Here is a 15,843-nt window from a genome sequence, read left to right on the forward strand (position 1 = left end):
CTTAAACATTGATCTATAGACTGGTGAAAAGATAGCCGATCAGAAAAATGCTGACAGACATGATCAGGACTGTCACGGTCAATATCAGCGTATTATTTCCGATAAAAATGTTCTCTTTGATCTTCCTGTGAGTGCTCCGGTAGTTGAGGTAGGAGAGGAACAGTGTTGCCATACCCGCGGCAACCAGAACCATGCCGGTCAGTCCGGAATAGTCCTTTTGAGTATGGATAATCACGCGATTCGAGTCCAGTAGGGTGATTTGTTTAAGGAATACGGAAAACTTCACGAGAATCAGCCCGAAACCCATTAGTGCTACCGAGGTCCTGAGCCAGGCCAGGAAGGTCCTTTCATTGGCGAGGTAGTCGCCGGTCTTGTTTTTATCGTCATTCATAACGCTGTTGTATGATATTCTTAAAAACCAATGCAAACGGTAATCCATTAAAAGCTAATACGGATAATTTCTTTTCTTAATATCCTAAGCCCTGCTCATATAGTCATTTAGCACTAATATTTCTGGCATTTCAGCGACTCTCTCCGTTGGGAGAAGCGTCTTGCTCGCTTTGGCAGATAAAACGATCTACTGCAAATTGACCTCATCCGAAGTTTACAAGTAGTAATGATCGTAACATAAGTCGTGCTTCACGCGACAAAACCCTCAATCTGGCTTCATATTTCATCAATTGGGATACATCAATTGTTTTTTATGGATGCATCTTTGTAATGTAAATTTAAAATAATTTGAAAATGGTAAATAGAAATGAAACTAAAATAGCGCTGGTATCGGGTGCCAATACGGGCGTTGGTTTTCAGATTGCAAAAGCCCTTACAGAAAACGCTTATATTGTGTATTTAGGGTCTCGTGATGTAAAAAAAGGAGAAGTTGCAGCAGCTGAATTAGGCGAAAAAGCAAAAGCTATCCAGCTGGATATTACGGACACAGAGTCGATCAGAAGGGCAGTGGAAACCATTGAAAATGAATATAATTACCTGACGCTGTTAGTCAATAATGCAGGGATCTCCCATGTTGGTAAAGAAGGCCGAACTATGGAAGAAGTTCTGGGTTCACAGCGTGCAAGCATTGCATCCATCAGCGAACTGAAATCAGTCTGGGAAACGAATGTTTTCGGAACACTTGCATTAACACAGGCCTTTTTACCGCTGCTTCATAAAGCGCGGGGCGCACGCATTGTAACGGTTTCCAGTGCATTGGGCTCTCTTGGAATCAATGCCAATCCGGAAAATCCATACCGGGAAAATTTTGATGCGGTGTATGGTGCTTCTAAAACAGCACTCAACGGAATTTTTCTTTCATTGGCCATAGATCTGGAAAAAACCAATATTAAAGTACATCTGGTAAGTCCAGGATTTACCGCAACAGCACTTAATAATTTTCAGGGAACAGATTCTGTGGAAGAAGGCTCAAAAGAACCGATCCGTGTAGCACTGGCAGAAGATCTCCCGAATGGAAGTTTTACAGGCCCGGCCGATTTTAGCGGAAAGGATCATGTTCTTCCCTGGTAAATTTTAAACTGAAACCTGTAATCTTTGATCATGGGTTTTTTTATACATTTAAGTCATGAAAAATAAAGAGGATAAAATAGTGCGTTTTATATCCATATCGGAAAGTCATAGAGCTTTCGGGTTGCCTGCGCCGCAGCATCCGCTTATCAGTCTCGTACATTTCAATCAAGACAATCCTTTCAATACGGACATGGCGCCTATCTACGATATCCTAAGTTTTTATAAAATCACTTTCATCACAAGAAATAAGGGAAGACTGAAGTACGGACGGAGTTATTATGATTATAATGAAGCCAGCATGCTGTTTCTTGCGCCCAATCAATTAGTTGGCAGCACCGACTATAACAGCGAGACATACTGCTATATTTTGCTTATTCATCCTGATTTTCTGTTGGGTTACCCTTTGTCCAAAAAGATCAAACAGTACGCTTATTTTTCATATTCATGGAACGAGGCACTGCATTTATCCGATCCGGAGAAAGAGATCATTCTTTCCGTTTACAAAATGATGGAGCAGGAACTTGGAAGCAGAGTAGATGAATTCAGCCAGGAAGTGGTAATTGCGCATCTTGAATTGCTGTTGAGCTATGTCAATCGGTTCTACAAACGGCAGTTCATAACGCGAAAAGTAATGAACAATGATATACTCCATAAATTAGAAACGATTCTTGATAATTATCTTAATGATCAGAATTCTTTAGAACTGGGACTTCCTACCGTACAGTTTCTTTCTGATCAGTTGGGCATCTCGCCGGGTTATCTTAGTGATGTTTTACGCTCAGTGATCGGGAAGAATACACAGCAATATATTCGCGAAAAGCTTACTGAAAAAGCAAAAGAAAGATTGGCTTCCACCAATCTGACAATAAGCGAAATAGCATATGAACTTGGATTTGAACATCCGCAGTCATTCAGCAAAATGTTCAGATCACAAACCGGTCTTTCTCCAATAGAATTCCGGAAAAATACGATTTCTTAATGTGTTGAGTATGCGTGCTTAATTTTTGTATTTATTCAGGAACCTATCAACGCTATCTGCTTTACCCAACCTTTAATTTTAAGGAATGAGTACTTTACTTGTTCAGACTCCCTTTAAAATAAAAAACCTCTGAAAATCAAATGATTTCAGAGGTTTTTTTGTACCCAGGACCGGGATCGAACCGGTACTCCTAAGAACTGGTGTTTGAGACCAGCGCGTCTACCAATTCCGCCACCTGGGCAAGTGTGTTACCTTGTTTTGAATCGGTGTGCAAATATAGAAACTTTTTCTTAATACCGAAAAAAAATCAGGAAAAAAATTAAAAATTTATCTCCAGACCATCGTAGGCAAGGTGCATTCCGGGCGGAAGCTGTTTGTCTTCAACATCATGCAGACCCAGATGATGGCTGATGTGTGTCAGGAATAATTGTTTGGGCTTCAGTTCTTCGAAAATCCTGATTACATCGGGAAGAATAAAATGCGCAGGATGCGGGTCAAATTTTCTGATGCAGTTCAAAATAAGTATATCAAGATTTTTTAATTTTTCTTTTTCCGTGTCAGAAATAAAGCCGGCATCCGTAATGTAAGCAAGATTTTTAAATTTATAACCGAAAACAGTAATCTTATAATGAATCACTTCAACCGGGGTAATTTCAGTATCCAATACAGTAAAAGGCTTGTTCTCAATTTCATGTAATTCAAAAGCCGGAGCGCCCGGATATTTTTCATCGGCAAATGCGTAAGGAAAACGTTTTTTTACTTCATTTCCCACTCTTGGATAGCAGTACAGCGGCATATCTTTTCCGCTTTTAAAAATTAATGGACGCATATCATCAAGCCCGATTACATGATCATTATGCTCATGCGTAAGCAATGCAATATCAACCGTATTCTCATGCTGGGAAAGCATTTGCTGCCTGAAATCGGGACCGCAGTCGATCAGTATTTTTTTATTTTCATCCGTGGTGACCATGACAGAAGATCTGAGTCGGCTGTCTTTTGGATTTTCCGAAGTACATACCTCGCAGGTGCAGCCAATCACGGGTACACCCTGGGAAGTTCCCGTTCCTAAAAATTTCAACTTCATTTCTTTTGAGGTTGTTTTAATTTTGGTAAATTTACGAAAAATTTAATGTCCTAATGTATCAGAAACTAACTCCTAAACAAAAAGCATTAACAATTAATCTAGATCCTACTATTTATGGTACTTTCGCGGAAATTGGAGCAGGGCAGGAGACTGTTCGGCACTTTTTTAGAGCAGGGGGAGCTTCAGGTACAATCGCTAAGGCAATGTCGGCTTACGACAAAGATTTTAGTGATGCAATCTACGGAAAAGAGGTTAAAAACCGATACGTAACCCAAAACAGGCTTCGAAAAATGCTTCGCTACGAAGTAGCATTGATTGAAGAACGGATTTCCAGGGAAAATAACCCGAACAGGAAGTTCTTTTCATATGCAAATACCGTTACAACCATTAATTTTGACAAAACGGTTAAAGGCCACGGTTGGGTAGGTATCCGTTTTCAGGTGAAGGAAAATGAAGATTACAATGAAATTGTTATTCATGTAAAATTTAAAGAAAATGATGCCACATTACAGCAGGAAACGCTGGGGAATCTTGGGGTAAACCTTATTTTCGGGGCATTCCATTATTACGACAATCCGAGAAATTTAATTGAATCTCTATACGACGATGTAGCCAAAGACAACCTTGAAATCGATATGATCGACTTCAGCGGACCAGCCTTTACCTATGTCGATAACAGGCTGATGTCATTACAGCTGGTAAAAAATGGAATGACGGATGCGGTGATCTTCAATTCCGAAGGAAACAATATGCTTCCTGCTGATATTTTATATAAGAAAAATATTTTTGCCGTAAGAGGAAGCTTCAGACCCGTAACGAAGGTAAATATTGATATGCTGAAAAACGGACTGGATATGTTTCTTACAGATGCCATATGCACACCCGACGAAACGGAAGTTCTTATCGAAATTACCATTTCAAACCTTCGTGCAGACGGCGATATTGACGAACGAGACTTTCTTGACCGGGTAGATATTCTGGGTAAACTCGGATATACTGTTATCGTTTCCAATTACTCTGAATATTACCGTCTTATCGATTATTTTGCTTCCTATACAAGCGGGAACATAGGTGTTGCCATGGGAGTAAATAACCTTCTGATGGTCTTTGATGAAAGGTATTATAAAAATCTCTCCGGAGGAATACTGGAAGCTTTCGGAAAGTTCTTCAGAAACGGAATGAGGGTATATCTTTATCCTTATAAAGATCCAGAGACACATGAACTGCTGGATTCTTCCACCCTGAAAGTAGAGGAAAACCTGAAAGAACTATATAAATACTTCAAACATAACGAACGTATCGTAGATATAACCAGCTACAATCCGGAATATCTGGAGATCTATTCAAGAGATATTCTGAAAAAGATCGCATGCAATATCAAAGGCTGGGAAACACAGGTTCCCGAGGGAGTCGCAGAAATGATTAAAGAACGCGGAATGTTCGGATATAAAGAAGAATTTTCGCTAAAACAATTCTCTTAAACAATATAAAAATGTCAGAATTAAAAAAAAGACTTTTATCCATTCTGGAAAGTCCAAAACATAATACGGAAGAAAAGCTTGAAAAAGTTTGTCATCTTTTAGATCAGGAAATTTCTTATTTCAACTGGACTGGTTTTTACTTTAAAAACGGAGATAAAGATGAATTGAAATTAGGTCCTTACGTAGGAGCTCCTACCGATCATACTATTATCCCTTACGGAAAGGGGATTTGCGGCCAGGTAGCTGTTTCCAATGAAACTTTTGTAGTTCCTGATGTGAATGAGGAAAGCAATTACCTAAGCTGTTCCATCGATACAAAAGCGGAAATTGTAGTTCCTATTTTCAAAGACGGAAAAAACATCGGTCAAATTGATATCGATTCTCATACCGTTGATCCTTTCACAGCGGAAGACAGAGAATTGTTGGAATGGCTTTGTAATGAAGTTTCCAAGATTTTGTAATCAAATTTAGTTTGTTTAAAATATTGACTCCGGCCCGAAGGGTCGGAGTTTCTTAGTTTTCGTTCTTTTTTTCTTTCGAATTTTTACCTGACTAATTTCTATATTAATATTATTATCTGCGTAATCACTGAATCCGCGGGAGCTAAAAAAACAACACAAATCATACGTCTAAGACAATCCGTGTAAATCAGTAAATCCGTGTAAATACTATTTATAAAGCATTATCGATTATAAAAATAAGTTAAGCTGCCCTTATATTTGTGTAATTCGTGAAATCTGTGGGAAATAAAGAAACAGCTGCAATTTTACCGATTACATTTAATTGCTTCTACTTCAGTAATCAGTTCTTTAAAGTAATTTTCACATTTTGCAATATGCGTTCCGTACCAGGAAAAAGCTTCACCATCAACAATCATTATTTTCTTATCAGGATAAAAAGCTTTCAGTTCTTCAATATGTTTCTCTTTAAAAGGAAAAGGCTCTGAAGAAAGCATGATGACTTCGACATCGCTTAAATCTTCAACTGTAATTTCAGGATAGCGTTTCCGATCTTTAAAAATATTTTCAAAACCGATCTCATCCATGATTTTATGAATAAAAGTATCTGATCCTATCGTCATATAAGGGTTTTTCCAGATAAGATAAGCTGCTTTTACAGAAGACTGAATTTTTGTTTCATTCAGAATTTCATAAATTTTGAGGTTAAAACATTGCGCTTTTTCCTTTTTATTAAACAGCTTGCCTAACGTTTTCAGCAAATAATAATTGTCCTCTATATTTTCAACATTCGTAACAATTACCTTAAAGTCGTCCATTAACGTTTCAACCTGCTCTTTTACATTTTCTTCCTTGTTGGCCAAAATCAGATCAGGCTGTAAAGCTTTTATTTTATCAATGTTGATATTCTTTGTACCGCCTATAACAGATACATTTTTTACTTTTTCAGAAGGGTGAATACAGAATTTTGTTCTGCCGATGACTTCATTTTCAGTTAAACCCAGATCAAAGAGAGCCTCGGTAATGGAAGGGACAAGAGAAACAACTTTCATAACGATATTTTAGAGGTTGCCTAAAATTACAAAAGTTTTAAAAAAGGACAATACTAGAATATATCAATGATAATAACAAATTTTAATAATTAATTCATTTTAAATTACAGTCTTTTTTTATTTAAAACATATCTTTGTATAGTGAAATAAAATAATTTTTTATGAGAAAAATTTTAATACTGCCTGTTTTATTTATGTTGGTGGTTTCTTGCTCAAACAACGATGATTTAATGGATAATCAACAGACCGTTGATAATGTTACTCCAAAAGTAATATCAAAAGGTGCTCCTCCCTCTCCATACATTGCCTACAATGGAGATTTCGCTAAAGTGACAGATCAAAATCCTAATGGTTTAGTAAGCGTTCTATATTATGTGAAATTTATGGGTAAGTGGAGACATATTGATAATCAGGCCACTTGGGACGGGTTGTTTATTGATAAGAGTTTTAGATACGATTTTGGCTCAATTAGCTCTTTATCAGTAAGTACTCAGACAGAAATTGGTTCTCCAATTTATATTGATAATGGGTTGCTTCAAAATCCCAATAATGGAAGGATTTACTTTAGAGAAGGAAATACATTGAGATGGATTCCATCGATGGAGATTTTTAATCAGTATCATTTTAACCCTAATGTAATCATTCAATCTACGGCAACTGAAACTTCACAGTATGTACAGTTACCGGATATGTCACATACCCTGTTGTAAAAGAAATTTTTATTAGACTGCTCCAAAAGTTAAAACTTAGGAGCAGTCACTTAAGACTTTATTGTTAGATTACAAAAGTTTGCCCGTTAAGAAAAGCCCGGCAACTGAAAAATAGATAATAAGTCCGGTAACATCCACTAACGTTGCTACGAATGGAGCCGAAGAAGTTGCGGGATCAAGCTTTAATTTTTTAAGAATAAACGGAACCATAGAGCCGGAGAGCGTTCCCCAAAGAACAATCAGGACCAGGGAAAATCCTACGCTTAAACCTACAAAAGCCCAGTGCATCCCGTAATCAAAAAATCCTGCTTTGTGCCAGATCATAATCCTCAGGAATCCTATAATCCCCAAAATACCGCCAAGAAATAACCCGGTGAATATCTCTTTTCTCATCACATACCACCAGTCTTTCAGTCCGATCTCCTGGAGCGCCATCGCTCTGATGATCAGTGTAGCAGCCTGAGAACCGGAATTTCCGCCGCTGGATATAATCAGAGGAACAAAAAGTGCCAGAACAACTGCCTTTTGAATTTCATCTTCAAAATAGCCCATCGCTGAAGCAGTGAGCATTTCGGAGAAGAAAAGGATAATCAGCCACATTCCTCGCTTTTTTACCATTTCGATCAGTGAAGTCTGGGTATATGGAAGATCCAGTGCTTCAAGACCCCCAAACTTCTGAATATCTTCCGTGTTTTGCTGTTCGATCTGGTCGAGAATGTCGTCAATCGTTACAATGCCTACCAAAACTCCGGCTTCCGTAACAATCGGGAGAGCTGCTCTGTCGTATTTTTCAAAATACTGAACGGCATCTTCCTTTGAAGTCGTGGTAGTGATGGCAACGAAATGGTTATCGGTAATTTCAGAAACCAAAGTATCTTCTTCGGCAAGAAGTAAACTTCCTAACGCAATATCATCAATCAGCCGGTTTCTTTCATCAACGACATATAGGTAATTCATCGTTTCCACCTTGCTGCCCACTTTTTTGATCTGCTGAAGACATCTTTTGATCGTCCATTCCTTACGGATCTGAATATAATAAGGCGTCATCAGCCGGGCAATGGAATCGGAATCATATCCCAATAACTTCAGCGCTATCCTTCTTTCCTGCGGATTCAGATGATTAATGGAATATTTGATAAGCTCATCCGGAAAATCTTCAAATAACGCCGTTCTGTCATCGGGAGTCATGGCATTGAGGATCTCGGATACTTCATCACTTCCGATGCTTCGGATCGTTTCTTCCTGAAAATCAGGATCAAGGTGGGAAAAAACTTCAGCTTTGTATTCTTTCGGAACTTTCAGGAACGCCAAAAGCCTCTCGTCAGCGTGCAATTCGCTAAGAGTTTCGGCAATATCGGCGGGATTGAAGATAAGTTCGTCTTTAGAATTCAACACGTTGTTTTTTTGGATATGCAAAAATAACTCAAATTTTTAAAACAAGGCAATACTGCTATAAATTTAAGAATTTATTAAACTCCTGCAATTGAAAATTGCACATTCCGGTTAAATAAAAAACACCCACAATACTGCGAGTGTAAGAAGAATTTTGAATTGAGATAGTTTGAAATGAATTGTATAACTAAAATAATAAAATAAATTTAATTATTCACTAAATGTTGAATATAATTTAATGAAATTCAATGATGTGCATACAATTTATTGTAATCGGTTTAGGTAAGATTTAGTCGGATTGAATTAATCAGAGTTAAAAACCATTCTCAGAAGAAGGTTTGATCTTGCGCAGCTGTTTCAGGATATCTTTAATCGCTCCGTTGGTGCCGATTTTTACAGAATTCACCGTAGACCCTAAAAGTCTCATGTTTTTCCTGTACGTGTCGTAATCGGTCTCTGTAATGAGATTTCCGTGGGCATCAAAAAGTTTCATGCTTACGACTACCTGATTGGAAAAAACATATTTTCCGATTCCCACTTTGAAATATTTTACTTTTGGGATAACGGCAAAATCAGCATCATTATTCAGACAGTAATCTGCGATGGTTTTTTTATCAATGCTGTCAAAAGAAATCTGGGTTTCAGTTTTCAGCATTCTGTTTTTTCTTTCGCTTAAATTATCGGAAACAGCACTGAAAAATGCCGTATTGGTAGGTTCTTTAATCTCCTCGATATCAGGTTCAACCTGCGGATTGAAGTATAAAACTTTTTTTATCTTTGTCTCATGGTTGTTCTGCGCTTTCAGCAAAGAAGAGCCTGAAAAGATAATAATGGCGAGTAGTATGAAAGCAGTAGATTTTCTCATCATGAAATACCATGCAAAATTACTGCCTTTTAACAGAATTACATAATTTTTTTAAGAAATATTTAACATTTTTTTCTATCAAAATCAATTTATGAAATCAATAATTTTTGCAGAATTAAAAAAATGTCGTACTTTTGCAGCCGTTACATAATAATCATTTAAATAATATTGGAATGTACTTAAATACAGAAAAAAAGCAGGAAATTTTCGCAAAACACGGAAAATCTGCACAAGACACAGGAAGTGCTGAAGGACAAATTGCACTTTTCACTTTCAGAATCAACCACCTTTCTGCTCATTTAAAGAGCAATCACAAAGATTACAACACAGAAAGATCTTTGGTGAAATTGGTAGGTAAAAGAAAAAGATTATTAGATTATCTTAAAAATAAAAATATCGAAAGATATAGAGCAATTATTGCTGAACTAGGTTTAAGAAAGTAATCTACAAAGATTTTCAAAAGAGCAGCTTCGAAAGAAGTTGCTTTTTTTTGCTCTGTAATGAGCCGCAAAATGATGAACTTTGCAAAATGTAATTCCGGTCTTCCGAAATCTGTTTTTCTGGAATCCGTTTTAATGAATATAGTTATTAAAACATAAAATTAGCCGCCATTTTCATACGGATTTTGGCTCAATGAGGTGCTATATCCAAATAATTACATTAAATTTGCATCGAAAATTTAAAAAGTTTAAATATTAATCGTACTCAATACGGGGTACAAGAAGACAATTTTTATGAGTATACCTCAAGCGTTTACAGAAACGATTACTCTTGCAGACGGCAGAGAAATTATTATTGAAACGGGGAAGCTGGCAAAACAGGCCGACGGATCCGTAGTTGTAAAATGTGGCGGAACAATGCTTTTAGCCACTGTTGTTGCCAATAAGGAAGCAAATCCGGGAGTGGATTTTTTACCATTAACAGTAGATTACAGAGAAAAATTCTATGCAGGAGGGAGAATCCCAGGAAACTTTTTCCGCAGAGAAGCAAGACCTTCAGATCAGGAAATTTTAACGATGCGTCTTGTAGACAGGGTACTGCGACCGCTTTTCCCTGAAGATTTCCATGCTGAAGTTCAGGTGATGATTTCACTTATTTCTTATGACGGAAAAACAATTCCTGATGATCTTGCAGGGTTGGCCGCTTCTGCAGCTATTGCCATTACCGATATTCCTTTCAACGGACCGATGTCTGAAGTGAGAGTAGTAAGATTTGACGGTCAATTAGCCATTAATCCAAGCTATGAACAGTTGAAGGATTCTGAACTGGATATCATGGTTGGAGCTACCAAAGATTCTATCGTAATGGTAGAAGGGGAGATGAAGGAAATTTCTGAGCAGGAAATGCTGGAAGCCATCATCTTCGCACACGCTGAAATCAAAAAGCAGATCGAAGCTCAGGAAAGACTTGCCGAGAAGGCTGGAAAAGCCTTCCCTAAGAGAGAATATTCACATGAAATTCATGATGAAGCGATCCGCGAAAAAGTATGGAAAGAATGCTATGATAAAGTATATGAAGTAGCAAAAACACCATCCGGAAAAGAAGAAAGACACGAAAAATTCAAGGCGGTGTTTGACGAGTTCCTGGCTCAGTATGTTGAAAATGCTGAAGAGCTGGAAAGAGTAACGCCTTTCGCCAAAGTATATTACCACGATGTAGAAAAAGAAGCAATGCGCCAGATGATCCTTGAAGACAATATCCGTCTGGACGGCCGTGATCCGCAAACGATCCGTCCGATCTGGTCTGAAATTGACTATCTTCCGGGAGCTCACGGTTCTGCGATCTTTACAAGAGGGGAAACCCAGTCTTTAACGGCTGTAACACTAGGATCCGTAAAAGATGCCAACATGGTAGACAGCGTGATTTCTCAGCACGATGAGAAATTCTTTTTACATTATAATTTCCCGCCGTTCTCAACAGGTGAAGCAAGACCTTTAAGAGGTACTTCCAGAAGAGAAGTAGGACACGGGAACCTGGCTCAAAGAGCACTACAGGCTGTAATTCCTGAAGAAAACCCATACACCATCAGAATTGTTTCCGATATTCTTGAATCCAACGGTTCGTCTTCCATGGCAACGGTTTGTGCAGGAACATTGGCATTGATGGATGCAGGGGTGCAGATTACAAAACCTGTTTCCGGGATTGCAATGGGATTGATCACCGATACGAAATCCGGTAAATTTACCGTACTTTCTGATATCTTAGGAGATGAGGATCACCTTGGGGATATGGACTTTAAAGTAACCGGAACTGCAGACGGTATCACAGCTTGCCAAATGGATATCAAGATCCAGGGGCTTTCTATGGACATCATGGAAAAAGCGTTGATGCAGGCAAGAGACGGGAGATTACATATTTTAAATAAAATCACGGAAACGATTGCTGAACCTAGAGCAGACGTAAAACCACACGCTCCGAAAATGGTGGTGATGGAAATTCCGAAAGACTTCATCGGTGCTGTAATCGGGCCTGGTGGAAAAATCATTCAGCAGATGCAGAAAGATACGGATACGGTTATCGCGATTGAAGAGATCGGAGAAATCGGACGTATTGAAATTGCAGGTACCGACAGAGAGAAGATCAATGCTGCTGTGGCGAAGATCAATGAGATCACTTTTGTACCGGTTGTAGGACAGGTATACAACGGAAAGGTAGTGAAGATCATGGATTTCGGTGCTTTCGTAGCGATCGCAAAAGGAACGGAAGGACTTCTTCACATCTCGGAAATCGAGTGGAAGCGTCTGGATAAGGTTCCTTATAAAGAAGGAGATGAAGTGGAAGTGAAATTTATGGGTTATGACGACCGTAAGAAAATGAAGCTTTCCAGAAAAGTATTATTGCCAAGACCTCCGAAGCCGGAAGGGAAACCAAGGCCGGAAGGAGAAGGAAGACCGAACAGACCGGAAGGACAAAGACCTCAGGGTGAAAAGCCTGCGGAAAACAATGATCCTTCAGCTGAAGCATAAGACGTTATGATCTTAAATATAAAAATCCCTCAGAAGTATTTTCTGAGGGATTTTCTTTTTGCCATACGGCTTTATGAACCGGTATGGATGAGTAAGATTATTTTCGTTGGGAGAAATAAATTTTACCGCGCAAGAATATTAATTCTTTATAGTTCCTTATTCTATTTTACTTTAAAAAAGATAAGATTAAAATTTGAGCTTGAAATGACTGATCTAACATTAAGTTTTATGGTTTTTAAAAGTTTTAAATTAGTTTTTTCAAATATATAGTTCTATAAACAAAAAGATACTGAAAACCATAATCTTATTTATAAGAGATCGTTCGTTCCTCGTAATGACAGAACGCGTAAAAATTGATTTGACTTTTGAGGTAGTTCATTCACTTAATTTTTGCTCATATGTATACTATTTCATAAAGCTTTAGCCTAAAAACAAATTGAGATCCAATTCATTAATAGGAAGTTTGGATGTTTTTTCGTATCTTTGTATGATAATAAAAGGAAACAACCTTTCTCTGTAACAGTTTAGATTTCTATTTTCAATCGGTTTTTTTTGCTTTTACAGCTGACAGATTTTAATACTATTTCATTTTAAGCGCTTATTGTAAGGCATAATCAGAGATCTTATTCAAACTTTTTATTTCTTTTCCTGCAACGGAAAATGTATTCAGGTAACAACTAAATTTTATAATAATATATGGCGGATTCTTTTTCTAAAAAAGAAAATTTCAAAAAGAAAGTTCAAAAACAAAAGGAAAAAGCTCTGAAACGTGAAGAGCGTAAATCGAGCAACAACAAAGGTAAAAGTCTTGACGAGATGTTTATGTATGTAGACGCAAACGGTCAATTGACTTCAACTCCACCGGATCAGGGGGAAAAAGCTGAGATCAACATTGATGACATCCAATTGGGTGCAGCTCCTATCGAGGCGGAGGAACTCAGAAAAACAGGAATCGTTACTTTTTTAAGCGAAAAAGGATACGGTTTTATCACGGAAGACAAAACGAAGGAAAATATTTTCTTCCACAGTAACAACTGTGCAGAACCTGTGAAAAAAGGAAACAAAGTTTCTTACGAGAAAGAAAAATCACCGAAAGGATTTTCCGCAGCGGAAATTCAGCTGGTGAAATAAAATTACCCGGAAGCTTCTTCCGGTGTACCGAATAAATTTTTAAATTTGTCGAAATTCAACCTATGAATTTCGACTTTTTTAATTTTTTAGACCTGTGTAGTAATGCGCTTAACCTGTTTAACGGTGGTTCTTCAGACTCGATTCATTATGATCTGCCTGATAAGAAGAAGAAAAGAAAATATGTCTTTGAAAAGATAAGCGCAGTATTGTATATCATTTCAGCTGTTCTTTTCTTTTTTGTTTTTAGAAATCCTCCTGTTTCAGGAAATTATATCCAGTCCGTTGCTATAGTTTCGGTTTTAGGCTTTGCTGTTTCGGTGGTTATTTTCTTTGTGTTGTATCTTTTTGGGAAGTATTATTTTAAAAGTGTTTTTCAGTGGCTGTTGTTCAGTCTTTCGATAGCTACGCTGTGTGTATCTTTATTTCTGTGGATTTATTTTAAATCGGTGATGTTCTGATCATTTCCAGTTCGGCACTCTGCTGAGAAGAAAAATAGCGATATATCCAAAAAATACAATGAGTATAGCCCGTATCATGGATATTATTTCCTCCTTTGCTTTTTCTTCTACAGGCGTAATAACGGGTTTTAAAAGGACTGCCTTTTGACCTTCCGGTAGTGCTTCCGAAATATCGCGATATTCAGGAGACATTTTGGTGATGTATTCAAAGTTTTTTATTTTTTGAAAATTATAATTTTTCATTATCGTATCTCTTGTGTATACAACAAGTTCATTCAGTTGCTGTTTTCGATTCTCCTCATCAGAATTTCGGTCAATTTGTTTTTTAAAGATGAGACAATAAAAGATATCTTGATTTTTTGATTGAAAAGGATATGTGAAAACAACCTGTGCATATTTGGATACCGGTTTTTTTCTACTTTTAATACCAGAATAAATCATAGGACTTATGATAATATCAAAATTCCGGATTGTAAGACCTCTGCTATTGGTAGTGTATACTTCTTCAATATTTGCTATTTCTTTTGTTTTCGTATTATAAAGTGATAATAAATCTATACTAAACAGCATGATCATAAATGTACAGAACATCGAAGAGAAAATAATAACACTTTTTCGGAAAGAAGAGTAACCGGATCGCATTACTCTGTTTTTTTTTACAAAAAAGGTTACAGACAACGAGATTACAGAGGTAATTATCCAAAATTCCCTTCCGAATTTTGGGGGGAACTGACGGATGTTAAAGATATAATAAAATAAAGTGAGAAGCGTAAGATTAGTAAGTAATGAAATGATAAAAACTTTCATTGAATACCAGAACTCTTTGAAACCATTCATGTCTTTTAATTTAATGGTAAAAGTAAATAAAAAAAAGAAATCCGTAAATTTCTCTTTTTTCATATTATCTTACCAGTGATGGAGCAAAGCCGTATTGTTTTTTAAAGGCATAAGAAAAATGCGACAGATCTTCAAAGCCCACTTCCATAAAAACATCCGACGGTTTTTTACTTTTTTCAGAAAGATGATAAAATGCAAGTTCCAGCCGTTTCTGGGTAAGCCACCGTTGCGGTGTTACCTGAAAAACCTTTCTGAAATCCCTGTTAAAGGTAGACAGGCTTCTTCCCGTCAAATACCCGAATCTCTCCAGCGGCATATTGAACATGTAATTTTTTTCCATAAAATCCACCAGATCGATTTTTCCGGGTTCTTCAAAATTACCGAGAATGCAATCAATGGTTTTGTCGATCGCCCTTAAAATACTTATGGCTTCCGTAATTTTTAATGCTGCAATATTTTCGGGGAAAGATTCCGTAAGATCGAAATAGGGAATGAGTGATGCGAGACAGCTTTCCAATAAAGGATGTTTTTCAAAACTACGAATGGTATTTTTTTCAGATGAATCTTTTTTCGGGATTCCAATATTAGAATAGAAATCCTTCAGCCGTTCTGTGGTGAGGTGCATGACTACCGCTTTGTGCGGAAGTCCGTCTTTTGGATAATTGATGATGGTTGCGAGATGATTTCTGGGAATCAGGAAAATGTCACCGGCTTTGAAAAGATACGATTTGTCTGCCTGAATGATTTTTGTTTCCCCTGAGATAAACCAGACCAGCATGTGAAATTCAAAAACCGTTTCTGTTTTGAAGAGTTTGTCGTTATACGTTGAAAGCTTAATATCCGGAGTGATGTATTTAATCTGAAAATCCATAGGTAAACATTTTCCTGGGTAAATTTAATTAAAAG

The 15,843-nt window shown here is 37.3% G+C and carries 16 protein-coding genes and 1 tRNA gene; 9 read left to right on the top strand and 8 right to left on the bottom strand.

Annotated features, from left to right (window positions below):
- Positions 1-13: 13 nt before the first annotated feature.
- Positions 14-391, bottom strand: a complete 378-nt coding sequence (locus HHL20_RS02985; RefSeq protein ID WP_169229702.1) for a YidH family protein — start codon at positions 389-391, stop codon at positions 14-16.
- Between the two features lie 353 nt (positions 392-744).
- Between HHL20_RS02985 and HHL20_RS02990 the strand changes: the two genes are divergently transcribed.
- Together HHL20_RS02990 and HHL20_RS02995 are read left to right on the top strand one after the other, a co-directional pair.
- Complete coding sequence (locus HHL20_RS02990; protein ID WP_169229703.1) at positions 745-1,521, top strand: SDR family NAD(P)-dependent oxidoreductase; 777 nt, start codon at positions 745-747, stop codon at positions 1,519-1,521.
- Between the two features lie 55 nt (positions 1,522-1,576).
- Positions 1,577-2,500: a helix-turn-helix domain-containing protein gene (locus tag HHL20_RS02995; RefSeq protein ID WP_169229704.1), complete on the top strand. Its 924-nt coding sequence runs from the start codon at positions 1,577-1,579 to the stop codon at positions 2,498-2,500.
- Between the two features lie 161 nt (positions 2,501-2,661).
- Here HHL20_RS02995 and HHL20_RS03000 read toward each other — a convergent pair.
- Positions 2,662-2,741: transfer RNA gene (locus HHL20_RS03000), tRNA-Leu, on the bottom strand.
- 78 nt (positions 2,742-2,819) lie between these two features.
- Positions 2,820-3,587, bottom strand: a complete 768-nt coding sequence (locus tag HHL20_RS03005; RefSeq protein WP_169229705.1) for an MBL fold metallo-hydrolase — start codon at positions 3,585-3,587, stop codon at positions 2,820-2,822.
- 53 nt (positions 3,588-3,640) lie between these two features.
- On the opposite strand from HHL20_RS03005, the gene HHL20_RS03010 reads away from it, so the two are divergent.
- A complete protein-coding gene (locus HHL20_RS03010; protein ID WP_169229706.1) occupies positions 3,641-5,068 on the top strand; it encodes a TonB-dependent receptor in 1,428 nt (475 codons plus the stop codon).
- 11 nt (positions 5,069-5,079) lie between these two features.
- A complete protein-coding gene (locus HHL20_RS03015; protein WP_169229707.1) occupies positions 5,080-5,529 on the top strand; it encodes a GAF domain-containing protein in 450 nt (149 codons plus the stop codon).
- A 305-nt stretch (positions 5,530-5,834) separates the two neighbouring features.
- Here the strand turns inward: HHL20_RS03015 and HHL20_RS03020 are convergent, their stop codons facing one another.
- Positions 5,835-6,578, bottom strand: a complete 744-nt coding sequence (locus HHL20_RS03020) for an ABC transporter substrate-binding protein (RefSeq protein ID WP_169229708.1) — start codon at positions 6,576-6,578, stop codon at positions 5,835-5,837.
- Positions 6,579-6,808: 230 nt separating this feature from the next.
- On the opposite strand from HHL20_RS03020, the gene HHL20_RS03025 reads away from it, so the two are divergent.
- Positions 6,809-7,288: a hypothetical protein gene (locus HHL20_RS03025; protein WP_169229709.1), complete on the top strand. Its 480-nt coding sequence runs from the start codon at positions 6,809-6,811 to the stop codon at positions 7,286-7,288.
- 69 nt (positions 7,289-7,357) lie between these two features.
- On the opposite strand, the gene mgtE is transcribed toward HHL20_RS03025, so the two are convergent.
- Positions 7,358-8,680: a magnesium transporter gene (mgtE, locus tag HHL20_RS03030; protein ID WP_169229710.1), complete on the bottom strand. Its 1,323-nt coding sequence runs from the start codon at positions 8,678-8,680 to the stop codon at positions 7,358-7,360.
- A 313-nt stretch (positions 8,681-8,993) separates the two neighbouring features.
- A complete protein-coding gene (locus HHL20_RS03035) occupies positions 8,994-9,548 on the bottom strand; it encodes a pyruvate decarboxylase (protein WP_228463078.1) in 555 nt (184 codons plus the stop codon).
- Between the two features lie 170 nt (positions 9,549-9,718).
- Between HHL20_RS03035 and rpsO the strand changes: the two genes are divergently transcribed.
- From rpsO to HHL20_RS03055, 4 genes are all read left to right on the top strand, one after another.
- On the top strand, positions 9,719-9,988 hold the full coding sequence (gene rpsO / locus HHL20_RS03040) for a 30S ribosomal protein S15 (RefSeq protein WP_029295270.1): 270 nt from the start codon (positions 9,719-9,721) through the stop codon (positions 9,986-9,988).
- Positions 9,989-10,279: 291 nt separating this feature from the next.
- On the top strand, positions 10,280-12,511 hold the full coding sequence (locus tag HHL20_RS03045; RefSeq protein WP_169229711.1) for a polyribonucleotide nucleotidyltransferase: 2,232 nt from the start codon (positions 10,280-10,282) through the stop codon (positions 12,509-12,511).
- Positions 12,512-13,207: 696 nt separating this feature from the next.
- Positions 13,208-13,642, top strand: a complete 435-nt coding sequence (locus HHL20_RS03050) for a cold shock domain-containing protein (protein ID WP_072886276.1) — start codon at positions 13,208-13,210, stop codon at positions 13,640-13,642.
- A 62-nt stretch (positions 13,643-13,704) separates the two neighbouring features.
- Positions 13,705-14,100: a branched-chain amino acid ABC transporter substrate-binding protein gene (locus HHL20_RS03055; protein WP_169229712.1), complete on the top strand. Its 396-nt coding sequence runs from the start codon at positions 13,705-13,707 to the stop codon at positions 14,098-14,100.
- Here the strand turns inward: HHL20_RS03055 and HHL20_RS03060 are convergent, their stop codons facing one another.
- Entirely contained in the window at positions 14,101-15,000 is a 900-nt protein-coding gene (locus HHL20_RS03060; protein ID WP_169229713.1) for a hypothetical protein, read from the bottom strand. It lies immediately after the preceding gene.
- Position 15,001: 1 nt separating this feature from the next.
- A complete protein-coding gene (locus tag HHL20_RS03065) occupies positions 15,002-15,808 on the bottom strand; it encodes a helix-turn-helix domain-containing protein (protein WP_169229714.1) in 807 nt (268 codons plus the stop codon).
- Positions 15,809-15,843: the final 35 nt, after the last annotated feature.

Origin of the sequence: Chryseobacterium cheonjiense (genome assembly GCF_012927265.1) — a bacterium.
In the GTDB taxonomy this organism is placed as follows: Bacteria; Bacteroidota; Bacteroidia; order Flavobacteriales; family Weeksellaceae; genus Chryseobacterium; species Chryseobacterium cheonjiense.